Annotated in this window: 19 protein-coding genes; 12 read left to right on the top strand and 7 right to left on the bottom strand. The window is 65.3% G+C overall.

Annotated features, from left to right (window positions below; genetic code table 11):
• Positions 1-9: 9 nt before the first annotated feature.
• The 4 genes from Q0897_RS02605 to Q0897_RS02590 all read right to left on the bottom strand — a co-directional run bounded on the left by Q0897_RS02605 (position 10) and on the right by Q0897_RS02590 (position 6,085).
• Positions 10-2,442: a TonB-dependent receptor gene (locus tag Q0897_RS02605; RefSeq protein ID WP_299307346.1), complete on the bottom strand. Its 2,433-nt coding sequence runs from the start codon at positions 2,440-2,442 to the stop codon at positions 10-12.
• 555 nt (positions 2,443-2,997) lie between these two features.
• Positions 2,998-3,933, bottom strand: coding sequence for a YncE family protein (locus tag Q0897_RS02600; RefSeq protein WP_299307345.1), 936 nt, complete (start codon positions 3,931-3,933; stop codon positions 2,998-3,000).
• A 31-nt stretch (positions 3,934-3,964) separates the two neighbouring features.
• Positions 3,965-4,966 carry an MBL fold metallo-hydrolase gene (locus tag Q0897_RS02595; RefSeq protein WP_299307344.1) on the bottom strand — a complete coding sequence of 334 codons (1,002 nt, stop codon included), beginning with the start codon at positions 4,964-4,966 and terminating at the stop codon, positions 3,965-3,967.
• A 30-nt stretch (positions 4,967-4,996) separates the two neighbouring features.
• On the bottom strand, positions 4,997-6,085 hold the full coding sequence (locus tag Q0897_RS02590) for an MBL fold metallo-hydrolase (RefSeq protein ID WP_299307343.1): 1,089 nt from the start codon (positions 6,083-6,085) through the stop codon (positions 4,997-4,999).
• Between the two features lie 209 nt (positions 6,086-6,294).
• Here Q0897_RS02590 and Q0897_RS02585 point away from each other — a divergent pair, with 209 nt between their 5' ends.
• The 12 genes from Q0897_RS02585 to Q0897_RS02530 all read left to right on the top strand — a co-directional run bounded on the left by Q0897_RS02585 (position 6,295) and on the right by Q0897_RS02530 (position 20,803).
• Positions 6,295-7,377 carry a putative urea ABC transporter substrate-binding protein gene (locus Q0897_RS02585; protein ID WP_299307341.1) on the top strand — a complete coding sequence of 361 codons (1,083 nt, stop codon included), beginning with the start codon at positions 6,295-6,297 and terminating at the stop codon, positions 7,375-7,377.
• 30 nt (positions 7,378-7,407) lie between these two features.
• Entirely contained in the window at positions 7,408-8,223 is an 816-nt protein-coding gene (locus Q0897_RS02580) for an ABC transporter permease (RefSeq protein ID WP_299307340.1), read from the top strand.
• Entirely contained in the window at positions 8,220-9,038 is an 819-nt protein-coding gene (locus Q0897_RS02575; protein ID WP_299307339.1) for an ABC transporter ATP-binding protein, read from the top strand. Before Q0897_RS02580 ends, Q0897_RS02575 begins: the two co-directional genes overlap by 4 nt.
• Positions 9,039-9,050: 12 nt before the next feature.
• On the top strand, positions 9,051-9,578 hold the full coding sequence (locus Q0897_RS02570; RefSeq protein ID WP_202084107.1) for a CopG family ribbon-helix-helix protein: 528 nt from the start codon (positions 9,051-9,053) through the stop codon (positions 9,576-9,578).
• Positions 9,575-10,399, top strand: coding sequence for an urea amidolyase associated protein UAAP1 (locus Q0897_RS02565; RefSeq protein WP_299307337.1), 825 nt, complete (start codon positions 9,575-9,577; stop codon positions 10,397-10,399). The genes Q0897_RS02570 and Q0897_RS02565 overlap by 4 nt, the downstream gene beginning before the upstream one ends.
• A gap of 30 nt (positions 10,400-10,429) precedes the next feature.
• Positions 10,430-11,065, top strand: coding sequence for an urea amidolyase associated protein UAAP2 (locus Q0897_RS02560; RefSeq protein ID WP_299307336.1), 636 nt, complete (start codon positions 10,430-10,432; stop codon positions 11,063-11,065).
• The gene (uca, locus tag Q0897_RS02555; RefSeq protein ID WP_299307335.1) at positions 11,062-14,652 is read left to right on the top strand and encodes an urea carboxylase; all 3,591 of its coding nucleotides are present in this window, start codon (positions 11,062-11,064) and stop codon (positions 14,650-14,652) included. Before Q0897_RS02560 ends, uca begins: the two co-directional genes overlap by 4 nt.
• Entirely contained in the window at positions 14,649-16,415 is a 1,767-nt protein-coding gene (atzF, locus tag Q0897_RS02550; protein ID WP_299307334.1) for an allophanate hydrolase, read from the top strand. Before uca ends, atzF begins: the two co-directional genes overlap by 4 nt.
• Before the next feature lie 113 nt (positions 16,416-16,528).
• Entirely contained in the window at positions 16,529-18,043 is a 1,515-nt protein-coding gene (locus tag Q0897_RS02545) for a hybrid sensor histidine kinase/response regulator (protein ID WP_299307333.1), read from the top strand.
• Positions 18,040-18,978: a response regulator gene (locus Q0897_RS02540; protein ID WP_299307332.1), complete on the top strand. Its 939-nt coding sequence runs from the start codon at positions 18,040-18,042 to the stop codon at positions 18,976-18,978. The genes Q0897_RS02545 and Q0897_RS02540 overlap by 4 nt, the downstream gene beginning before the upstream one ends.
• A gap of 134 nt (positions 18,979-19,112) precedes the next feature.
• A complete protein-coding gene (locus Q0897_RS02535) occupies positions 19,113-20,099 on the top strand; it encodes a sterol desaturase family protein (protein WP_299307331.1) in 987 nt (328 codons plus the stop codon).
• A gap of 53 nt (positions 20,100-20,152) precedes the next feature.
• A complete protein-coding gene (locus tag Q0897_RS02530; RefSeq protein ID WP_299307330.1) occupies positions 20,153-20,803 on the top strand; it encodes a hypothetical protein in 651 nt (216 codons plus the stop codon).
• Positions 20,804-20,810: 7 nt separating this feature from the next.
• On the opposite strand, the gene Q0897_RS02525 is transcribed toward Q0897_RS02530, so the two are convergent.
• From Q0897_RS02525 to Q0897_RS02515, 3 genes are read right to left on the bottom strand one after another with little or no spacing between them, the layout of a single operon-like run.
• On the bottom strand, positions 20,811-21,341 hold the full coding sequence (locus Q0897_RS02525) for a hypothetical protein (RefSeq protein WP_299307329.1): 531 nt from the start codon (positions 21,339-21,341) through the stop codon (positions 20,811-20,813).
• A complete protein-coding gene (locus Q0897_RS02520; RefSeq protein ID WP_299307328.1) occupies positions 21,341-21,733 on the bottom strand; it encodes a hypothetical protein in 393 nt (130 codons plus the stop codon). Before Q0897_RS02520 ends, Q0897_RS02525 begins: the two co-directional genes overlap by 1 nt.
• The gene (locus Q0897_RS02515; RefSeq protein WP_299307327.1) at positions 21,718-24,018 is read right to left on the bottom strand and encodes a hypothetical protein; all 2,301 of its coding nucleotides are present in this window, start codon (positions 24,016-24,018) and stop codon (positions 21,718-21,720) included. Before Q0897_RS02515 ends, Q0897_RS02520 begins: the two co-directional genes overlap by 16 nt.
• Positions 24,019-24,040: the final 22 nt, after the last annotated feature.

Genomic DNA, 24,040 nt, shown 5'->3' with positions numbered 1-24,040 from the left:
CCATACGGATCAGAACTTCACCCGGCCCTCGATCCCGACGGTCCGGGGATTGAGCACGACCTGGCGGTAATAGCGCACGGCGACGCCGTCGTTGATCCCGATGCGCGACCGGTCGTTCGCGACCGACACGATGGCATATTTGTCGAAAATATTGTTCGCGAACAGGCCGATGCTGAACTTGTCGGTATCGTAGGTCAGCCGGGCGCGATGCGTGACATAGCTCGGGATCAGCTCGCCATAGGCCCGCTCCCATCCCAGCCGCGACACCACGTCGCCGCGATATACCGTGGTCCAGTTCGCGATGAGATCGCCATTCGTCAGGGGCTGCACATAGGTGGCGCCGATGCTGCCCGCATTCTTAGCCGAGCCGGGCAGCCGGTCGCCGTCCATCGCATCGAGCTGTACGAAACGGTTCGAATAATCGCCCGGCGTCTCGCGAATGGTCAGGATGCCGGGAATATCCTCTGTCAGACGCGCATCGGTGTAGGAATAATTCCCCTGGATCGACAGGCCGCGCACCGGGCGAAGCTGAAACGAGGCTTCGAACCCTTCGGACTTGGCCTGGCCCCCGTTCACCGTGATGCCGGTCGCGCCATAGAGCGTGGCCGAATCCACCTGGATGCCGTCCCACTTGATCTGGAACACGTTGAAATTGAGCGACAGCATCCGGTCGAACAATTGCGTGCGAACGCCCAGTTCGAGGTTCTTCGTCGTGTCCGGGCCGTATTGCAGCTCGTCCGGAAGCGCGCAAATGATCTGCTGTCCGGGTTGAATATCGGCGGGGCACGGCGCGACGCGGTTCGGCCCGCCGATGCGATAGCCCTTGCTATAGGTGCCGTAGACCATGAGGTCGGGCGTGAATTCGTAGCTGCTGTTGAATTTCCAGACCCAGCCGTCCTGTCCGGCCTGCCCGCCATTGGCCGGCAGGTCGTAAGGGCTGAGCGGATCGCCGAGCAGCGGGAGCGCGGCCGCACCCGAAATTTCCGACTCGTAATCGAAATAGCGCGTGCCGGCGGTGACCTGAAATTCCGGCGTGATTTCGAACGTTGCCTCGCCGAAGATCGCCTTTTCCGTGACCTCGGAGGTGATGTAGCTCACATATTCGAGCGCCTCGGGATTGTCCGGGCCGACCCATGGATGGTTGGGAACGCGTTCGGCATAATCGCTCTGATACTTGTTTTCTTTGAAGAACCCGCCGAGCACCCAGCTCAAGGGACCGCCGTGGCTGGAGACGAAGCGGATTTCGGCGTTCTTCTGCTTCCGCTGATTGATCGATTCGGTGTAGCCGGCGAAGGCAGGAAACAATTCGTAATCGTAATCGAGGTCGAGCAGCAGATCGGTCACATCGGCCTGCCCTTCGAAATTCACCTCGGTATAGGCGCCGGTCGCGACGATATCGACGAAATCGCCGATATTCGCATTGACCTCCGCACTCGCCAGATGCGCATTGCGGGAGATCGGCTCGATAAAGCGGCTCGCGTTTTCATAACGCCCGGTGCCCAGCACGCCGAAGCTGTTCGCCTGCGCGCCATCGGTGTCCGTCTTCTGATAGGCGTAGGTGAGGATGAGTTTCAGATCCTCGGTCGTCTGGAACAGAAGCTGGTTGCGCGTGGTGAACGTCCGCTCGAAGTTCAGATCCTCCGCACGGCGCAGGTTTTCGGCAAAGCCTTCCTGCGTGACGCCATCGGGCCCGTCGGGCTGCGGCAATGACACGCCCGGCTCCTGCACGAGCAGCGGATAATCGATGAAGCCGGGATCGAAATAGTAACCGGTCGCCGAACGGAACGCGACATGATCGCGCACGATGGGAATATTGACCATCCCGTCGGCCTGATAACCGAAATCGTCGCTGTGGCTCTTGGCGTAGGCGCGACCGTGGAACTCGCCCTCGAAACCGGTGACATCGGGGCGGTTGGGAATATAGCGGATGGCACCGGCCAGCGTGCCCAGACCGTACAACGTGCCCTGCGGGCCGAGCAGGGTTTCGACCCGGTCGATATCGATCAGCTTGAAATCGTAGAACAGCGGCACTTCGCCGAGATAGATGCCGAGCGAATCGTCGTAACCCGCACCGAAATCGTCGACCCCCGACGCATTCAGCCCGCGCAGCACGATCGAACCCGTCGACCCCGGCCCGGTGTCCGAAATGGTCATGCCGGGCGTGAAATCGGCGATGTCGCGGACATCCTCGATCTGCTTGCTGGCGAGCTCCTCCGCATCGATGGCCGAGATATTGATCGGCGTGTCCTGGATCGTGGTGCTGCGCCGGGTGCCGGTCACGACGATCGCGCCGTCGATCGTGTCGGCATAGGTATCGCCCGCCGGTTCGTTGATCATCGTGCCCGCGTTTGCATCCTGTGCCGAGGCGTGGGCGGCATGGCCCGCCATGGCGAGCACGGTTGCCGAAAGAAGGGTGGATCTGAAGGTCTGGCGTTTGGTCATGGTTTTCCCCCTGTCAGGTGTAAGACCCCGCGCGCGATCGCGCGTCGATGATTGGTGTAGAAAGGGACCGCCCCGCGTTCCGTCATGGCAAGGCGGCCGGTCGTCATCCGCGTGCCGCAACGCGCGCCCGGAACAGGGCACGTGCCGCCTTTCGCGCCGCCCGCATCAGCCCGGCGGCAGACCGCAGCCAAGCGGGTGCAGACGGCGGACGATGGCCGCGCCGGTCCTCCCGCCGCGCGGCGGGCGCGAACAGCCCGGCGGCGCGGGGATGGGCAAGGGATGCGGAATTTTTCTGATCGGGCAGATGCACGAGAAACCTCCGTATCAAGCCGGGCATATGCCCGGCCGGGTGGATCCTCTCGCTCTCGGTCAGACGCTCTTGCGGCGTCTCTCGATACGCTACAGATATTACGAAATGCGTCAAGCGTATTAATTTATGAAATGCGCGTTAACGAATGTTTCGAAGGCCCGGCGCGACATTAACCGATGCAAAACCGGCAGTTACCCGACAGAATTGCAAAGCGCGTCGCGTCTGGAACTGTATTGCGCGGAAGCTCAGTCCGGCCTGCTCCACCAGGAAAGCGTCTGATTGTCGTGGGCGCTGGTCCACACGCCATCGGGGGTGTAGCGGATCGCCCCGCTGCCCGCCGGTTCGCCAAGGCGGGCGGTCACATCCATGGTCGCCGGATCGATGACGGCAAACACCTGGTCCTCCGTCGTGCGGAGCCAGACCATCCCCCCGCCGACGTCGATATCGCCATAGGCCAGCGTCTCGCCGACCTTCACCCTGTCGGTGATGGCGAGCGTTGCGGGATCGATGCGCGCCACCGTGCCATCGCCCTGTTCCTGCACCCAGACGGCCCCCTCCCCCGCGGCGAGGAAGCCGGGCTGAAGCCCGAGCGCGACCGTGCCGACGACCGCGTTGCTGTCGGGGTCGATCTTCTGCAAGGTGCGGGCGTCGCTGCTCACCGCCCAGAGCGCATCATGCCCGTAGGCGAGGAAGAACGTGCCGGGATTGACCGGAATGCGGGCGACGATCGCGCCCGTCTCGGGATCGAGCCGCGCGATTTCGCCGCTTGCCGCGCTCGGCACCCAGACGGACCCAGCGCCGGCAACGACATTCGTTTCGCCCTTGGGATTGGCGATGCCGGTGGCGATCATCTGCTCCACCGTCGCGGTTTCGGTGTCGATGCGATAGAGATTGGCATCGGGGCAATTCGCGACCCAGAGCGATCCCGCCGCCACCGCCATCGTCCCACACGGGCGCGGCACGGTCACGCTGGCGAGCTTTTCCTCGCGCGACCATTGCTCGACCCGCCCGTCATTCGTGACCCAGACCGTATCGCCATCGACGGCGAGGAAATCGGCAAAGCCGGGCACGCTCAATTCCCGCTCGACCAAAGCCGGTGCGGCGTCCGGGCCGGGCGCGCCTGTCGTTACGCATCCTGTCGTCGCGGCGAACAGGGCGGCGGTTACGATGGTGCGTTTCATGGGAAGTCTCCTGAGCTCGCGCAATTGCGCATCATTCGTAGCGATAGGGGTAGCGGTCGATGGTCGTCGTGCTGCGCGACTGGTTGCACAGGTAGACCGTGCCGGTGAAATAGATGCCCGGCTCGGTAATGCCCTTCGCATATTCGTAGGTTTCGCGAAGCTGCGCGACGGTCATCTGCACCGGCGCCTCGTTCGGTTGGTAGGTCAGGCCATAAGGGTAATCCTCGCCCGTCTCGCTCATCTCGACATGGCAACCCATCACATGCGCGACCGGGTGGGTGTCGCAAAAATCGATCAGCCGCTTCATGCTGTCGAACCACGGCTGCCAGAAGCTGATGTAGCAGCGCCCGCGATAGAACATGTCGCCGGTATAGAGGATCTGCGTGTAGCTGTCGTAATAGGCGAATTCCGAAATCACGTGGCCGGGCGAGCCCCAGATAAGGATCTCCCGCCCGCCGAGATCGAGCGTCACGCGCTCTTCGGGAAAATTGGTCATGCCCCAGAAGCCCAGCATCTCTTCGTGGGTGAGGCCCATGTATCGCGTATTCGGGCGGTCGGCGAACTGATTGACCGCGGCATAATGGTCGGCGTCCAGATGGCTGAACGCGACGAGCAGTTCCATCGCGGCCGGATTGCGGCCGTTGCGGCGGCACCATTCTTCGATGCAATCGTCGACGACGGCGCGGTAATCGCAATCGTTGCGAAGCTGTACGTAGCCCTCGTCGAGCAGCAGCACCCGGTCGTTCCCGAAATAGAGCGGGGCGAACGGCGCTTCGTAGCTATAGGCCTTGTTCTGCCGCAGGATCGCGGTGTGCTCGTTATACCAGTGCACCTGGATCGGCGGGTCGGTGTTGTCCATCGCCGACGGCGATCCGCAGATCCAGCGGTCGGGAAATGCGCCCGGTGCGGGGCCGTCGACGGTGAAATCCACCGGCGGGCCGTCGTGGGAAACGGTTTTGCCATAGGCCTTTGCCGCGAGGGTGAGCGGCACGGCCGCCGCGGCGTTGTAGGCAAGGAAGGTGCGACGATCCATCGGCGGATCCTTTCGTTCGGATAGGAGCGTTCAGAACGGGTGCGGCGGATTGATCTTCGGCACGCCCTCGGGCCAGTCGGACGTGCGCTGATCCGGGCTGACCCCGTTCATCAGCACGAAGTCGGGCCGGATCAACATGGTGTCCCGCCCCTGCACCGCCCGCGCATGGGTCAGCGCCTCGTCAATGAGCGCGGGCTCCATCTGCAAGACGCGCTCATACGGCTTGAACGTGGCGAAGCGCGGGTAATAGCGGCCGGGCACGAACATCATCTCGACATGGCCGCCCATCACCCATTTCACCGGCTGACTGCCGGCAAACGCGGACAGCCGTTCGAGCGAGGCGACAAAATCGCGATCGTTGCCGATGTTGATCTTGCCGGGATAAAGAAGGTCGCCGGTAAACAGGAAATCGGTATAGGGATCGTAGAAGCTGACCCCGTCGCGATGCGCGCCGGGCGTCGGCAGGACGGTGATGACCCGGTCGCCGAGGTCGATCGCCCCCGTCCCGCCGGGCCAGTTTTCGGCGAGGCCGTAATGCCCCTTCATCGCGGCGAAGGGCGGCGGGACGATCGTCGTATCGGCGCGCCCGGCGAATTGTTTCAGGCCCTGGTTCTGCGCGACATCCTCACCCGAGGTCAGCGCAATGGTGAGCGGCACCCGCCGCCGCCCGCGCGCCTGCGCCCAGCGTTCGATCACGGCATCGACGGTCTTGCGCAGCGGATAATGCGCCGGGTTGGCGGTCGCGCCGGTATCGATGAGCAGCGCGCCGGCATTGCCGAAGAGCAGATAGGTGAACGGCGCCTCCCAATGGACGCAGACATTCTGCCGCAGGATGAAGCTGTCCTCGTTATATTGCAGGACATGAACCCGCGGATCCTGATTCTTCGCGGCGATATTGGAGCCGTGGATCCAGCGAAACGCGATCTGTCCCGGGGCCGGCCCGTCGCAAGCGTAATCGTGCATGACTGGCGCGCGGGGCGGGCGCGGGACCGCGCTGTCGGTGTTGCGCACCGCCGCGCGGTTGTAGGGAAGATTGGGATTGCCATTGGGATAGGCGCGTGTCGCGGTCGATTCCACGATGGTCGTCGTGATCGGCTTTGCCGCATCGGTCTGGGGCATCGTCATCCTTTCGAACCGCCGCGTGGGCGGCGTTGAACGCATGCCGTTTTCAGACGCCCCCTCCCCGGACATCGCACGCGGCGCTCTCTTGCCAAGGCGCCGCATGTGACGAGGACTATACCGATATTACGAATACGATCAATAGTAATATTTGGCATGGACAAGACGTCAGGATCGCGCAATGCTGCAAGCGCGAAAGGAGACGAATCATGATCAACCGTATCCGCACCGCGGGGAACATCGCCGCAATTGCCGGTGCACTCGTGCTGGCCTCGTGTTCGTCGCCGGAAGAGCCCGCCGGTCCGCGCACCGATTTCGACATTGGCTGGTCGATCTATGCCGGGTGGATGCCCTGGCCCTATGCCCAGCAGGCCGGGATCGTCGACAAATGGGCCGACAAATACGGCCTCGACATCGAATTCGTGCAGGTGAACGATTACGTGGAATCGGTGAACCAGTACACCGCCGGAAAGCTCGACGGCGTGACGGTCGCGAACATGGACGCGCTCACCATTCCCGCCGCGGGAGGCAAGGATACGACCGCCGTCATCATCGGCGATTATTCGAACGGAAACGACGGCATATTGCTCAAGGGCAATGACCGGCTCGGCGCGATCCGGGGCAAGGACGTGCATCTCGTCGAATTGTCGGTATCGCATTACCTGCTGGCGCGCGGGCTGGAAACGGCGGGCCTGCCGATGACCGCGGTCAACACGATCAACACGGCGGATGCGGACATCGCCGGCGCCTTCACCGCGCCCGAGATCAAGGCCGCCGTGGCCTGGAACCCGCAGCTTTCCACGATGAAGGACACGCCGGGCACCAATATGGTGTTCAGCTCGTCCGATATTCCGGGCGAGATTCTCGACCTGCTGGTGGTCGATACGGCCACGCTGAAATCCAATCCGAATTTGGGCAAGGCGTTGGCCGGGATCTGGTACGAGACGATGGCCCTGATGAAGCGGCAGGACGCAGAGGGCAAGGCCGCCCGCGACGCCATGGCCAAGATGGCCGGCACCACGCCGGAGGTGTTCGAAGGACAGCTCGCCACGACGTTCCTCTATGACACGCCGCAGGCCGGCGTCGCCGCGGCGCGTTCGCCGGCGCTGGTCGAAACGATGCGGCGCGTGCGCGATTTCAGCTTTTCTCAGGGCCTGTTCGGTCAGGGCGCGCGTTCCGCGGATGCGGTCGGCATGGCATTCCCCGGCGGCAAGACGCTCGGCAATGCGCAGAACGTGACGCTGCGTTTCGACGACAGCTTCATGCAGATGGCGGCCGACAATGCGCTTTGATCGTGCGGGCATAACGGGGGGCCGCCGCTGATGCGATGGGTCAACCGCAGGCTTGGGCGGGGTCACGCCATCATGATGGGCGCATTGCCGATCGCGCTGCTGTTGCTGCTCTACCTGCTCCTCGCCGCGGACCGGCACGCGATCAACCCGGCGGACAAGATCCTGCCGCTGCCGGGGCAGATGGTCGATGCGATGGCGGCGCTGATCCTCGAACGCGATCCGCTTTCGGGCGGGCGCCTGTTCTGGGACGATACCTTCGCCAGCCTGACGCGGCTCGCCATCGGGCTGTTGATTTCGACCGCTTCGGCGCTTCTGGCCGGGCTGGTGCTGGGCATATTGCCGACGGTGCGCGCGACGTTCGGGCCGCTGGTGACCGGCATTGCCGTCATTCCCCCGATCGCGCTGCTGCCGGTGTTGTTCATCGCGTTCGGGCTGGGCGAAACGGCGAAGGTTGCGCTCATCGTCATCGGCATCGCGCCGTTCATGATCCGTGACATCGCCGCCCATATCGCCGCCCTGCCCCGCGAACAGATCATCAAGGCACAGACACTGGGCGCCAATAGCTGGCAGGTGATGATCCGGGTCGCTCTCCCGCAGGCGATGCCCCGGCTCATCCATGCGGTGCGGCTCTCGCTCGGCCCGGCATGGGTGTTCCTGATTTCCGCGGAGGCGATCGCGGCGGACGTGGGGCTTGGCTATCGCATCTTTCTGGTGCGGCGCTACCTGTCGATGGACATCATCCTGCCCTATGTGGCGTGGATTGCGCTGCTCGCCGTGACGATGGACCTGCTGCTCACGCAGGCGAGCCGCCGCATGTTCCCCTGGGCCCATGGAGCAGGATATTGAGCGCGCTGCTGAGCCTCCGCAATATCTGGGTCGAATATGGCGACAAGATCGTGCTGGAGAATGTCTCGCTCGACATTGCGGACCGGTCCTTCGTATCGATCATCGGCCCCTCGGGCGCGGGCAAGAGCAGCCTGCTGCGCGTGATCCTGGGACAGGAGGCACCGACGCGGGGGTCCATCCTCCTCGACGGGGAGACGCTTCCCCCCGAATGCGGGCCGGATCGCGGGGTCGTGTTTCAACGCTATTCGGTGTTCGCGCATCTGTCCGCGCTGGGCAATGTGATGTTCGGCCTCGAATGTGCGCAGGCCCCCTTTGCCGCCCGTCTGTTCGGTGCGGGCAAGCGGGCCGCGCGTGAGCAGGCGGAGGAGATGCTCGACGCCGTGGGGCTCAAGGATGCGATGCACCTCTACCCCGCGGAAATGTCGGGCGGGATGCAGCAGCGGCTCGCCATTGCGCAGGCGCTCATCAAGCGGCCGCGGATCCTGTTGCTGGACGAACCGTTCGGCGCGCTCGACCCCGGTATCCGCGCGGATATGCATGCGCTCATCACCCGGCTGTGGAACGAATATGCGCTGACCGTGATCATGGTCACCCATGATCTGAAGGAAGCGTTCACGCTCGGCACGCGGGTTCTCACGCTCGACAAGCGCCGCCACGATCCGCACGCGCCGCACCGTTTCGGCGCCACGGCGGTCTACGACCTGGAGCTGTCGAAGAAGGATCCGGCGGCGCTGGAAGATCGCAGCGATGACCGGGCGAACCTTCGGGCCGATGACACCAACAGTATTACGATTGACAATAAACGTAATAATTGAGAAAGAGGTCGCATGAGTTCCGATTCCAACAATCTGGCGCGTCTGAGCATGAGCCTGCCCGCCGAATTGTTCCGTCAGCTCGACATGATGGTGGAGGAGCGCGGGCTTCCCTCCCGCTCGCAGCTTATCGCCGAGCTGATCCGCCACGCGCTCGCGGAGCATGAGGCGCAGTTCCGCCCGGACGACATGCTCGCGGGGACGATCACCCTCGTCTATCGCGGCAATCGCGGGCGCGTGCGGCAACAGCTCGCCGAGACGCAGGCGGATTACCTGAAGGAAGTCATCTCCTCGCAGCATGTCTTCCTCGAGGATGATCAGTCGCTGGAGGTGTTGCTCGTGCAGGGGCCGGCGATGCGGCTCGAAGAGCTGTGCGATGCCTTGCGCAGCATTCGCGGCATCAATCAGCTTCAGCTGGTGACGACAACCGCCCTGCTCCCCCCCTTGCACGAACTGGACACGCCGGAATGGGCCGCATCCGCCGATGCGCCGGAGCCCGCCGCCAAAGGACGCAAGGCAAAAAACAAGGACGCGAAGGTATGACAACCAATCTCGCCAACCCGATGGCCGCGCGCGACCATGCGCGCGCCATGGCCGGAACCGTCGCGGAGGCCATGCCGATCATCCCGCCCGTCGCCGACGACCTGCCCGATGGTGTCGATACAGGCGACCTGGTGTGGGAGGAAACGATCGCGGCGGGCGGCTATGCGACCCGCGTGCTGAAACGCGGGACGCGACTGCGGCTCGTCGATATTGGCGGCGATGCCTGTGCCTCGATGCTGCTCTACAATGCGGACATGCCGACGGAGCGGCTGAACGTCGCCGATACGGTAAAGGTGCAGTGGAACGCCTATCTCGCGATCGGACGGCTGCTCCTGTCCGACATGGGCCGCGTGCTGATGAGCGTGATCGAGGACGGCGCCGGCACGCATGACACGTTTTGCGGCACGTCGAACGCGGCCACCAACGCGGCGAAATATGGCGAGGGGCGCAACAGCGGCCCCACCCCCAACGGGCGCGACCGGCTCATCCTCGGCTCGGCCAAGCACGGGCTGACGCGGCGCGACGTGCACCCGTGCGTGAACCTGTTCAAGGGCACGCGGATCGGGAAGGACGGGACCATTACCCCGCAGGTCGGCCCGTTCGAGAAAGGCCGCGAAATCGTGATGCGCGCCGAGATGGACGTGATCGTCGTGCTCGCCAATTGCCCCCACGTGCTCGACCCGCGCGCGGAATGGAGCGTGACCCCGCTGCGTGCGACGGCATGGCGCGGCGCCCCCGCCCCGGCCGACGACCCGGTGCGCAACGCCACGCCCGAAGGCTTGCGCGCGTTTCAGAACGTCGAAGACTACTACCGCCGCTGAACGGCGCTGCTGATAGAAGGACTTGCCGACATGAGCAACGACCCGAATGTTGCCGGCCTCCCCGGCCCGATCGTGCATGACGAAATCGTCGCCGCCCGCGCACCCTGGCTCCACCATGTGAAGGCCGGGCAGACGCTGCGCATCGTCGATGTGGAGGGCAACCAGGCCGTCGATTTCCTGCTCTATAGCGAAGCGGACGATGCCGAACGTTACAGCGCGCAGGACACCGTCGCCGCGCAGGGCAATCTGTTCCTGCGCAAGGGCACCGTGCTGCGCTCGAACGAAGGGCGCCCGATGATGACGATCACCGATACCTCGGTCGAATATCACGACACCATCGGCGGCGCATGTTCGTGCGAATCCAATACCTTGCGATACGGTCATCATACGAAGTCGCAACACGCCTGCGTCGAAAATTTCCTGGAGGCGAACCTCACCGAACGGCGGGGGAAGCGCGACATGGTGTCCAACATCAATTTCTTCATGAACGTGCCGGTGGAGGATGACGGCTCGCTCGGCATCGTGGACGGCATCTCCGCACCGGGCCTCACCGTCGATCTCCATGCCGAAATGGACGTGATCGTGGTCGTGTCCAATTGTCCGCAGATCAACAATCCGTGCAACGCGTTCAACCCCACCCCCGTCCGCATGATCGTTTCGGCATGAGCTTCGATACGGTCCTCGTCGCCAACCGGGGCGCTATCGCAACGCGGATCATTCGCACGCTCCGCCGCATGGGGCTGCGCTCCGTCGCGGTCTATTCCGAGGCGGATGCAGGTTCGCTCCATGTCTCGCAGGCCGACCATGCCATCTGCATCGGTCCGGCGACGGCATCGCAAAGCTATCTTTCCATCCCTTCGATCCTCGATGCCGCGCGCGAGAGCGGCGCGGGGGCGATCCACCCCGGCTATGGCTTTCTCGCCGAAAGCACCGAATTCGCCGAGGCGTGCAAGGAGGCGGGGATCGTGTTTATCGGGCCGACGGCGGACGACATCCGCACTTTCGGCCTGAAGCATAGCGCCCGCGATCTTGCCGCGCGCCACGGCGTCCCGCTTGCCCCCGGCACCGGCCTGCTCACCGACCGCGAGGAAGCGGCCGGGGCCGCGCGCGACATCGGCTTTCCCGTGATCGTGAAGGCGACCGCGGGCGGCGGCGGCATCGGCATGCGCATTTGCGAGGACGAGGCCGCGGTGCGCGACGGGTTCGACGCGGTGGCGCGGCTCGGCCAGGGCAATTTCGGCGACGCGGGCGTGTTCCTCGAACGGTATATCGGGCGTGCGCGCCATATCGAGGTGCAGATCTTCGGCGATGGCGCCGGTCGCATTACGCCATTGGGCGAACGGGACTGCTCGCTCCAGCGTCGCAATCAGAAAGTGGTGGAGGAAGCGCCCGCCCCGTGCCTGTCGGATGCCAAGCGTGCGGAGCTGATCGGTGCGGCGGTCCGGCTGGGTGAGGCGGCGCATTATCTTTCGGCCGGCACGGTGGAATTCCTGTTCGATGCGGAGCGGGAGGAGTTCTTCTTCCTCGAAATGAACACCCGGCTTCAGGTGGAGCACGGCGTCACCGAAGAGGTCATGGGCATCGACATCGTCGAATGGATGATCCGGGGCGCACAGGGCGATTTCGCGTTCATGGACGCCGACGCCCCGGTGGCGAAGGGCCACGCGATACAGGTGCGCCTCTATGCCGAGGATCCCGCGATGGATTACCGGCCCACGGTCGGCACGCTGACCGCCGTGGAGTTTCCGGACGACGTGCGCGTCGAACGCTGGTGCATGGCGGGGAGCGAGATCAGCGCATGGTACGATCCCATGCTGGCCAAGATGATCGTCCACGCCGACACGCGCGAGGCCGCGATCGGCGCGATGCAGGACGCGCTCGACGACACGCGCATCGACGGGATCGAGACGAATCTGCGATGGTTGCGCGACGTATTGCGCGACGGGGATTTTGGCCGAGGGACGGTCTCGACCAAGCTGCTTGAAACCATCGACTACCGCCCGGCGAGCATCCGCGTGATCAGCGGCGGCACCGCGACGACGGTACAGGACTGGCCCGGCCGCGAGGGATACTGGTCCGTCGGCGTGCCGCCCTCCGGCCCGATGGACGACCGTTCGTTCCGGCTCGGCAATCTGATGCTCGGCAATGCGGAGGGTACGGCGGGCCTCGAAATGACGGCGAGCGGGCCGACGCTGCTCTTCAATGCGGATGCGCGAATCTGTCTCATGGGCGCGGATTTCGGCGCCACGCTGGATGGCGAACCGGCGCCGAGGGGCACCGTGCTCGACATCGCGGCCGGGCAGACGCTCGCGCTTGGCCGGGTGAGTGGCGGCGGCGTGCGCGGCTATGTCCTGTTCGCCGGCGGGCTCGACATTGCGTCCTATCTCGGCAGCCGCAGCACCTTTGCGCTGGGACAGTTCGGCGGGCATGCCGCGCGGCAATTGCTTGCGGGCGATACGCTGCATCTCGAACGTGGCGAAACCGCCGCGCCCTGTCCGCTGACGGGCGAACCCGCGTTCGGCACGCAATGGGCGCTGCGCGTGCTTTACGGGCCGCACGGCGCGCCGGATTTCTTTACCGAGGCCGACATCGCGCAGATCGCCGATGCCCGCTGGCAGGTGCATTACAACAGCAACCGGACCGGGGTGCGGCTCGTCGGGCCGAAACCTGAATGGGCGCGCAAGGACGGCGGCGAGGCCGGGCTGCACCCGTCGAACATTCACGACAATCCCTATGCCATCGGCGCGGTCGATTTCACCGGCGACATGCCGATCATCCTGGGACCGGACGGCCCTTCGCTCGGCGGGTTCGTCTGTCCGTTCACGGTGATCGCAGCGGACAGATGGAAGATCGGACAGCTTTCGCCCGACGATACCGTCCGCTTCGTCCCCGTCACAGTGGAGGATGCGGCACAGGCCGACCGCCTGCCCCTGTCGCACGACGATACGCCCGATGCGGGCTCCGACCTTGCCGCGCTCTCCCCCGTTCTCGGCATGATCGAGGCGCAGGGGCACCGCCCGCGCACCGTCTATCGACAGCAGGGCGACCGCAATATCCTCGTCGAATACGGGGACATCGTGCTCGACATCGAATTGCGCATTCGCGTGCACGCCCTGATGGAGGAACTCGAACGGCGCGCCCTGCCTGGCGTGATCGACATCGTGCCCGGCATCCGCTCGCTGCAACTGCATTTCGACGGGCATTCTCTGGATCAGAAGGGCGCGCTCGACGCGCTCATCGCGGCGGAAGAAGCATTGGGCGATCTTGAGGATTTCACCGTGCCCTCGCGCATCGTGCATCTCCCGCTGAGCTGGCGCGACCCGGCGATCGAGGAAACGATCGAGAAATACATGGGCGCGGTCCGCGACGATGCACCGTGGTGCCCGGACAATATCGAGTTCATCCGCCGCATCAACGGCCTACCCGATGCCGACGCGGTGGAGAAGCTGATCTTCGATGCGAGCTATCTCGTCATGGGGCTGGGCGATGTGTACCTCGGCGCGCCGGTCGCGACGCCCGTCGACCCGCGGCAAAGGCTGGTCACGACGAAGTATAATCCGGCGCGCACGTGGACCCCGCCCAATGTGGTGGGAATCGGCGGGGCCTACATGTGCATCTACGGCATGGAAGGACCGGGCGGATACCAGCTTTTCGGCCGCACGATCCAGGTGTGGAACACCCACAGGCAGACCGGCGCCTTCGTCGATGGAAAGCCGTGGCTGCTGCGCTTTTTCGATCAGATCCGCTTCTTCAAGGTGGATGCCCACGAGCTTGCCGAATGGCGCCGCGATTTTCCCAACGGACGCCGCGCGATCGAGGTCGAGCATTCGGAGTTCCGCCTCGCCGATTATCGCGCTTTCCTTGCCGAACATGCCGAATCCATCGCCGCGTTCGAGAAAACCCGACAGGCCGCCTTCGATACAGAGCGCGCCGAATGGGAACGCTCCGGCGAATTCGACCGGGTGAGCGATCTCATCGAGGATGAGGTCGGGCTCGGCGCTGCGGCCCCGGCCATCGAGGTTCCCGACGGGGCCGAGCTGATCGAGGCGCCCTTTGGCGGGAGCGTGTGGAAGATGAATGTGGCGCCGGGAGACAGCGTGACCGAGGGGCAGATCATCGCCATCATCGAATCCATGAAGATGGAATGCCCGTTCGAAAGCCCGGCGAGCGGCACGATCGCGGCCATCTATGCCGAGGAGCGCCAGGCGCTCACCCCCGGCGCGCCGATGGTCGCCCTGCGGCGGGAGGCATGAGCATGACAAATCTGCGCAGCGCCACCGAAATCGCCGACGCCGTCGCCACCGGCAGGAGCAGCGCCGCCGCGATCATGGAGGAGGCGATCGCCCGCATCGAACGCTACGATGCTGTGCAGCCGGCCATCTGGATTTCGCGCGCGTCGCCCGACACCCTGCGCGAGGCGGCCCGGCGGATCGACGCCCGCATCGCGGATGGGGAGAGCCTGCCACTTGCCGGCGTGCCCTTTGCGGTAAAGGACAATATCGACGTCGCCGGCTTGGAGACGACCGCGGCATGTCCCGCCTTCGCCTATCGTCCCGAACGGTCCGCGACGGTCGTGGCCCGGCTCGAACAGGCCGGTGCGATCTGCGTGGGCAAGACCAATCTCGATCAGTTCGCGACCGGCCTCGTCGGCGTGCGCAGCCCGTATGGCATTCCGCGCAATGCCTATAATCCCGACTATGTCAGCGGCGGATCGAGTTCCGGCTCCTCCATCTGCGTGGCGGCGGGGCTGGTCCCGATCGCGCTCGGCACGGATACGGCGGGATCGGGGCGTGTGCCGGCCGCATTCAATCACCTGATCGGGTTCAAGCCGACGAAGGGGCGGTGGAGCACCGACGGGCTTGTGCCCGCGTGCCGCAGCATCGATTGCATCACCGTATTTGCCAATGATTCCGCCGATGCCCGACTCGCCGATGCGGTGGTCGCAGGCTTCGATCCGCGCGATCCCTGGTCGAAACCTCTGGCGCATCGCGGCATCGCGGCGTCGCGCATCGGCGTCCCGCGCAAGGACCAGCGCGCCTTTTTCGGCGATACACAGTCCGAGACGCTTTATGACCGGGCGCTCGCAACGCTGGGCCGGGATGCCGAGATTGTCGAGCTGAACATTGCGCCATTGCTGGAGGCGGCGCGCCTGCTTTACGGCGGGCCGTGGGTGGCGGAGCGCACCGCCGCCATCGCCGAATTGCTGCGCGACGATCCCGACGCCATCGATCCCACCGTGCGCGAGGTGGTGAGTGCGGGCACCGGCATGAGCGCGGTCGAATTGTGGAACGGCATCTATCGTCTGGCCGAGCTGAAACGCCATGCCGATGAGCTTTGGGACGATGTCGACATGCTCGCCTTTCCGACCACGGGCACCACTTACCGGGTCCGCGAGCTGGAGGCGGCGCCGGTCGCGCTCAACAGCAATCTGGGTTTCTATACCAATTTCGTGAACCTGCTCGACATGGCGGCGATCGCCGTGCCGGCGGGTGCGCGCACCAATCGCACCGGCTTCGGCATCACGCTGATCGGGCCGGCGGATACGGATGCCGCGTTGATCGACGCGGCGCAGAACTATCTCGATGCGGCCGAATTGCCGCCGCCCCCGCCCCTTGCCGAGGAGACTATCGTGGAACGTGTGAAACTGGCCGTCGTCGGCGCCCATCTGAAGGACATGCCGCTGCACTGGCAACTGACTTCGCGCGATGCCGAATTCATCGCGGAGACGACCACCGCGCCGAGCTATCGCCTCTATGCCATGGCCGACAGCACGCCCCCCAAGCCCGCCCTTGCGTATAGCGCGGACGGCGCCGAAATCCCGGTCGAGATCTACGAGCTGGACGTCGCCCATTTCGGCAGCTTCACCGCCGAGGTGCCCGCCCCGCTCGCCATCGGTACGGTCACGCTTTCCGACGGCAGCAGCGTCAAGGGCTTTGTCGCGGAACCGCGCGCGCTCGACGGGGCGGAGGATATCACGCATCTGGACGGGTGGCGCGCCTTTATCGCGCAAGGTTGAATGGCGCCGGCGTCATCCAGCCACGCGGGCCGCACCGGCGCCGTGCAAGCGGCCCCGGCATTGCGTCATAAGCCGCGATTGCCTCCTGCCCGGCGGGCGCTAAGGCTGGCGGGATGACGGTGACAGGCCATTCCAGGGAGACGGACCCGGCGGGGGGCGCGGGCGATGATGCTCCATCGCGCCGCATGGCCGCGCTCGAGGCGGAAAACGCCCGGCTGTCGCAGGAGGCCCGCCGCGCGCAGTCCGCGAACGAGGCGAAGAGCCGCTTCCTCGCCAGCCTCAGCCATGAAATCCGCTCGCCCCTCAATGCAATATATGGCCATGCGCAATTGCTGGAGCGCAAGGAGGGGCGCGATGCGATGCGCGCGGCACAGATCATCCGGCGATCATGCGAGCATCTGACCAATCTGGTCGAGGGTCTGCTCGACCTTTCGCAGGTGGAGAACGGCGTCCTGCGGCTTCAGCGCGAGGCGATCCGCTTTCCCGCCCTGCTCGACCAGATGATCGCCATGTTCGAGCCGCAGGCCCGCGCACGGGGGCTGTCGCTCACCCTCGAACGGCCGGGCACGCTGCCCGAATTCGTGCGCGGCGATGCGAAGAGGCTGCGCCAGGTGCTCATCAACCTGTTGTCCAACGCGATCAAATTCACGAAAGATGGCTCCGTGACGCTGGCGGTGCATTACCGCAGCGATGTCGCAACCTTTGAAGTGCGCGATACCGGCATCGGCATTGCGCCCGCGGATTGCGCCCGCATTTTCGATCCGTTCGAGCGTGGCGACGAAACGCGCGCCGCCCTCGCGCCGGGGGCGGGGCTCGGTCTGTCGATCACCCGCGCGCTGGTGCACATGATGGGTGGCGACATCGCGGTGGAAAGCACGCCCGGCGCGGGAAGCCGGTTCACGGTGCGCATAATGCTGTCGCAGCCGCCCTCCCCGCCGGCGGGCCCGGCGCCGACCGCCCGCATCGCCGGCTATAACGATGCGGGACAGAACGAAGGCCGCCGCCGCATTCTCATCGTCGACGACGACGCGGAGCAGGCAGAAATGGTCGAGGGGCTGCTCGAACCGCTGGGCTTCGAAATTGCCGTTGCGGCCAATGGCGAGGACGCGATCGCGATGGCCGGACGCCGCCCGCCGGCGTTCGTCCTGCTCGACATATCGATGCCGGGCCGCACCGGGTGGGAAACGGCGGAAATCTTGCGCGCGCAGCACGGGGACGCGATGCGCATCGTGATGGTGTCGGCCAATGCGCACGAACGGGACGGCGGCGGCGATGGCCGGGCCGCGAATGACGGTTTCCTTTTAAAACCCTTCGACTTTACCAGCCTGCTCGATCTCGTGGCGCAGCAGCTTGGCATCGAATGGACCGATGCGGACGGGACGCCGCCAGCGCCCGCCCCGATACCGGAAGCGGAGGGGGCGCCGGCGGTCGGCGATGTCGCGGCCTGCCTGTCCCGGATCGCGCGTCTTGCACGGAGCGGCGATGTCCGTGCGCTCGAACAGCGGATCGCCGATTTCGCCGCACTGGCCCCCGATGCCGCGATGCGGGCCGACCGGATGCGCGATGCGCTCGATGCGTTCGATCTTGCCGCGCTGGCCCGCATCGCTGCCGAAGAGGCATCGCGATGACGGAAGAGCTTTCCCGGCGCGACCGGATCCTGGTCGTGGACGATACGCCGGACTCGCTGCGCTTTCTGGTCGACATGCTGGATCAGGAGGGGATGACGCCGCTCGTCGCGACAAGCGGGGAGGCCGCGCTCGACCTGCTGGACCATACGGTGCCCGATCTCGTGTTGATGGACGCGGTGATGCCGGGGCTCGACGGATTCGAGACGACGGCCCGGATCAAGCGCGATCCCGCGCTCGCCCACCTGCCCGTCATCTTCATGACCGGGTTGAGCGAACCGCAACATGCGATCATGGCGCTGGGAAGTGGCGGCGTCGATTACGTGCGCAAGCCCGTCGTGCTGGACGAATTGATGGCGCGCATCCGCGTCCATCTCGCCAATGCGCGCATGTCGCATCGTTCGCAGCGCGCGCTCGACGTAGCGGGGCGCCATGTGCTCGCGCTCGACAGCGAGGCCACATTGCTGTGGTGCACGCCGCAGGCCGAGAGCCTGCTTCTCCTCGTCGATCCGGCCTGGAGCAGCGCGCAATCGCGCCTCCCCGACGGATTGCGGGCCGCCGCCGCACGTTTGCTCCACGACCCTGCGGGGCCGGGCCGTTCGATCCGCGCGCCCTTCGACACGTTCGAGATCGAGCTTGCCACGATGGAAGGCGCACGTGACGGCGAACGCGGAGAGAACGGCGAAATCCTCGTCCGCCTGACCGAGATTCGCGAGGGCGCGGAGGCTGCCCTCCTGCAGAAACAGGCCGCCCTCACCCCGCGCGAGGCGGAGGTATTGCTCTGGGTGACGCGCGGAAAATCGAACCGCACCATCAGCGAAATCCTCGAAATCAGCCCGCGCACGGTGAACAAGCATCTGCAGCAGGTGTTCACGAAACTAGGCGTCGAAACCCGCGCGGCGGCAACGGCCCATGCCATGCGCATCCTCGCCGGATAGCGCGCGCAACGGTGGCAAACGTCATTTGAACACTTACGCGCGCCCTCTTGTTCCCTTTACCATTTGTGCAGTGCCGCATCGCTGTCCCCGGACGCGAAAACGGCACCATGAATGCAGTCACCAAGGTAGATGACATGAACGGAACGCGCGTAGGAAACAGGATGATCGGCACCGAGGCGCCGGTTACCATCGGCTGGGAAAACCTCCCCCGGGTCGAGGGCGGGCCGATCAAGCAATTCGTCTTCACCTGGTTTCAGCCGGTCATGCTGTTCGCGCTCATCGCGTTCTGGTATTACGCGCCCAATTCGCTCGCGACGGCGGAAACGGCGATCTACCTCGGCATCGGGTTCAAGGCGCTGCTGCTCGCGCTCGAATGGGTGAGCCCGCGGTTCACCAGCTGGCGGCTGACGTGGAAGGAAGCGGCGACCGACCTGTTCTATGTCGGCATCGGCTATACGGTCGTCAGCCTCGCGGGCAGCTATTTCGGCTCCGACTTCATGACCGAGGCTGTGCAAGGCGTGTTCGAATGGGACAAGTTCCTGTGGTTCATGGGCCTGCCCCTCCTGCTTCAGGCGTTCCTGATCTCGTTCATCTTCGATTTCGGGCAGTACTGGATGCATCGCGGCATGCACAACTGGTTCCCGCTGTGGCTGACCCATGCGCCGCATCACTACATCACGCAGCTCAACATCAACAAGGGCGCGGTCGGCAACCCGATTGAACTGTTCCTGATCGGTCTCGGCATTGGCGGGTTCTTCAACTTCCTGCCGCGCGCCGCGCTGCTGGCCGGGTCGCTCGGCATCGCCGTCTCGATCTATCAGCATGTCAACGTGCGCTTCAACACGCCCAACTGGTGGCGCTTCCTCTTCAACACGACGGAGCACCACAGCGTCCACCACTCGCAGGATTACGAAGCGAGCCGGAGCAATTACTCGGCCACCTGGATCATCATCGACCGCATGTTCGGCACGGCCATCGACGGCGAGGCGGAACTGCTCGGCATGGAAGGTGGGCGCCCGATGTCGATCCGCGAAACCATGGTCTATCCCTTTACCGAAGGGTGGAAGGCGTTTCGCGAGCGCTTCCCCGGTCAGCGCGAAACCGCCGTTCCCGCCGAGTGAGGGCGATCGCCGCCCCGTCCCGCCGACGTTTCCGCGCAAAAGGATAAGCGCCCATGAAATCCATGATCGACAGCATCTGGCACATCCGGGGCGCGGTGCCGCTCCGCCCCGGTCAGGATGCCGATGAGGCCTTCGCGCGGCTCGACCCTCTGTTCGCGACGCGGGGCACCACGCATCGGCGCGACGGCGACACCCTGACCTTTCACAAAAAGGATCAGGAGGCGCAGGACAAGCTGTCGATCTTCGATGGCGGAACCCTGCGTGTCGAGGCGGGTCCGGGCGGACGCGCGCTGCGCTACAACATGAAGAGCCGGGCTTTGCTCTATTGCTTCCTCGCGCCGCTGCTCTTCCTCGCCATCGCACAGGTGACCGTGCTCATCGGGCAGTACGAGGCGAACGCCGCAAAGGCCGAAGAGAGCGATAAAAAGGAAAAGGCCGAGGACGAGGATCTGCCGCAGCATTTCATCGACGCCGCACTCGGTGCCCCGGTGCCCGAAAAGCCGAGCGCCGACGACGCGGAAGAGGACAAGGGTCCCAAGCCGACGGCCGCCTATATCTTTGCCGGTATCTTCGCGGCGCTCTATGTCGTGGGCCGCATATTGGAAAGCTGGCTGGTAAAGTCGTTGTTCCGGCGGCGGCTTTCCGGCGATACCGGCGACATTCGCGCATCCGGCGATACGCCCGGCACCCGGCTCTCCGTCTGATCCTGTCTTAATCGAAGGCGACGCTCACGTTGTATGCGAAGGTCGTGGGGCCGGTATAGCCCGGCTCCACCACCACATCCATCGCGAGGCTCAGCGTCGTGTCGCCCACGCCCATCGGATTGAGCTGAAAATCGAGCGAGCTTCCGCCCGGCGGCGGACCGTTGCGAAAACTCGCCCCTGAAAGTTGCCCCGGATAAAACATGGTGATGCGCGATGCGGCATGCTGCGTCTGCGGCACGATGGTAATGCGGACATAGCGGATAAGACACAGGTTCGAGAGGTTGAGCGCGCGGCACGATATCATCATGCGGGGCGCGGCCACCGGCGCCGTGCTGAGCCGGATGGCGTCGCCCGACACGCGCGTGACCTGCCCCGATGGCGCGATCCGGAACGTCGTGGGCACGGTACCGGCGATGATCTCGCCGAGCTGCGGCGCGACGCCGGTCTGAAACACCACCGAGATCTGCGCCTTTGCAGACGACACGCAGCCGAGCGCCAGCGCCGCAGGCAGCAGAAGCCACATCACAAACCGGGACATCAGACCGTTCCTTCCTGAACATGGAGAATGGCACGGTCGAGCAGCATGTAGCCGCCCGACGCAGGCACCTCGACCACCGGCACCTCATCCATGCGGAGGCCGAACCGGGCGGCCTGATCGGGGTCGATTTGCAATGTGTATCGCCCCGGCGGCACGGCCCCGAAAATGGCAATGCCGTCATGCCCCGTGCGCGCCGCGATGACCGGACCCGCACCGTCTGCACCCTCCGCAGCCCCCATCGGCACAAGTCCAAGCAGGATCGCGGCGATCGGGCGAAAGCCATCCGAGGTTGCGAAGAACACCGGGATCTCGATCTCGGAGGCGAAGCTCATCGCGATGCGTATCGGGACGGTTCGCCCCTGCCGCGGGGTCAGCATCAACGCATCGGGCACACCGCCGAGATAAAGCTGGCCGGTCTGCGATGCGTCGATGCGCAGCCGGGCGGGCGACGAATCGCCGAGCGCCTCCGCGATGGCGTAACCGGCCGCATCGGTGGTGACGATCCCCCCGGGAGTATGAACGCGAAGCGCGCTGACGCCGACCTCGTCATCCTGTCGCCGTCCGTCGCCATTCGCGTCGATGAACGCGTCGATCGCCCCCCGCCCCCCGATCGCGCCATTCGCCGACGAAAGGCGATAGCCGCCCCGCGCTCCGCCGGGCGCGAGAACGAAGGACAGTTGCAGCGACGCGCGCCAGTCGCCACTCCCAAGCTCCATCCCGCCAGAGCTCGTGATATCCACCCCGCGATCCGGTAACGATGGGACATATCCACAAGCGTGCTGGCCACCCCGCGGTCGTAGCGCGATGCGCCGATCTGGAACTCGCCAAACCGGTTCCGGAATTGCGAGGCGATGAATGCGCGCTCAACGCCTGCCTCGTCGGTCATGCGATAGGTGAGCCCCGTCCGCAGCGTGACCGCCCCGGCCAGCGGAACGATCGCCTCCGCCGCGGCGACGTTCCGGTCGAGCGCGATCGGCCCGCCACGGCGTTGCCGGCTGAGCAGGAGATTGACATAGGCCCGGCCCAGCGTCACGCCCGCGCGTATATTGGCGTCGAGACGCGCACCGTCGGTGTCGTAATCGGCATAGCGAAGATCGAACGACAGCGGCAGCAGCATCCCGCCCGGCAATGGCGCGGCCACGCCCATCCGTAATTCGCTGGACCGCCGCAGCGCACCAAGGCCAAGGCCGATGGGCCCGCGCGTTTCGTCGATGAAACCGCCGGCATATTCCGAATGGCTCGCGCGCAGGTCGAAGCTGCCCCGGCGTGTCGCGGCAAGCAGGCTCGCCGCCCGGCCGCCGCGCGTATCATAGGCGACAATCGCATCCAGGCCGGTCCTTGCGACGATGGTCTTGACCCCGGCCGCGGCGGCGATCCGCGCGCCCGCACCCCACGGGTCATACCGCATCACATCGGCATGGACCGTCAAACCCGACGTCAACCCGTAATCGAGGCCGAGCGTGACGCGCGGTCCTTGCTCGGCCTGCATGAAATTGGCGAGCGCGAAGCCATAGACCGGCTTGAACGCCTCCGCGATGCCGAGCTGGAACACGCTCTCGCCCGGTTGCAACTGCCCTGCGCCGAGGGGTACGTGGCGGACTTCCTCGCGCATCTGTCCCTGCGGACCGTAGAATACGAGGCGCACCAGATTGTCGCCCATCGGCAGCGTCAGCCCATCGAAGCGATAGCGTCCGATCCCCTCATCGGCCAGACTCGCCCGGAGGACGCCATTGACGTAAAGTTCGACATCCTCACCAGCGGGCAGATCCCCCTCCAGCACGACAGGCGCGGAAAAATCGAAGCGCGACAAGGGGCTGGTGGAGTAGAACAGCCCGCGCCCCTGAACGCTCCGCGCGCCGAGCCGGGCATCGGGCGTGTTCACATCGCCCACCGCGACGCGCCGCCCCCCGAGCGGGCCGAGTGCGCGATTGTCGGCATCCACCCGTTCGAGGAACAGGCGAGCGGTCCGCATACCCCGCGAGTTCGCCGCAAAAGCCCCGCGAAACCCGGCAAAGGCAAGGTCGCTCGCCGCCTGCACATTGACCCATTGCATCGCATCGGCAAAGCCGCGCGCGGTTTGCATGCCGGCGGCAAAGGCGAGCGTGGGCGCGGTGATCGCGCGATAGGGATCCTCGATCCGGCGATAGACGCCCTTTGCCTCGTTCTGATCGAGATGGCGGCGGCGATCCTCGACCGCGCGGCGCAACATGACAGGAAGCGGGGCGGTCGGGTCGATCTCCATCAGCTGCGCATCGGGGCGCAGACGGAGACGCACGGGCAACACGCGTTCGATGAGCTCGGTCGCAAGATACAGATCGCCGGAAAAGGCGCACACGCTCCCGCTATCGAGCTGATGCCGATTTGTGCCGATGGTCGCCGTCATCGCGGCAAGATCGATGGCAAAGGGCGCCGCGGGCGGTTTCAGATCACCCGCGGCCGAAAGCCCGTCCGGCGAAACCCGGACCGAAAGATCGAGCAGACGCGCCAGCTGGCCGAGCGGGATGAAGATTTCGTCGCCTGCGCGATAGGCGTCCATCGTATCGGCCAGCAGTTCGGTCCCGACCCGCACTTCGAGCCAGAGCAGGTTGTCATCCGAAAGGCATGGGGCCGGCGCCGGCAAGGGCGTGGCGGAAACCGGCTGAGCCAGAACCGGCGTTCCGGCGAGGGCGAGGACCATGCCGCCACCCGCCATCCACGCC

The sequence above is a fragment of the uncultured Croceicoccus sp. genome, from assembly GCF_947496385.1.
Lineage (GTDB): Bacteria > Pseudomonadota > Alphaproteobacteria > Sphingomonadales > Sphingomonadaceae > Croceicoccus.
This window is presented reverse-complemented; position numbering and strand designations above follow the sequence as displayed.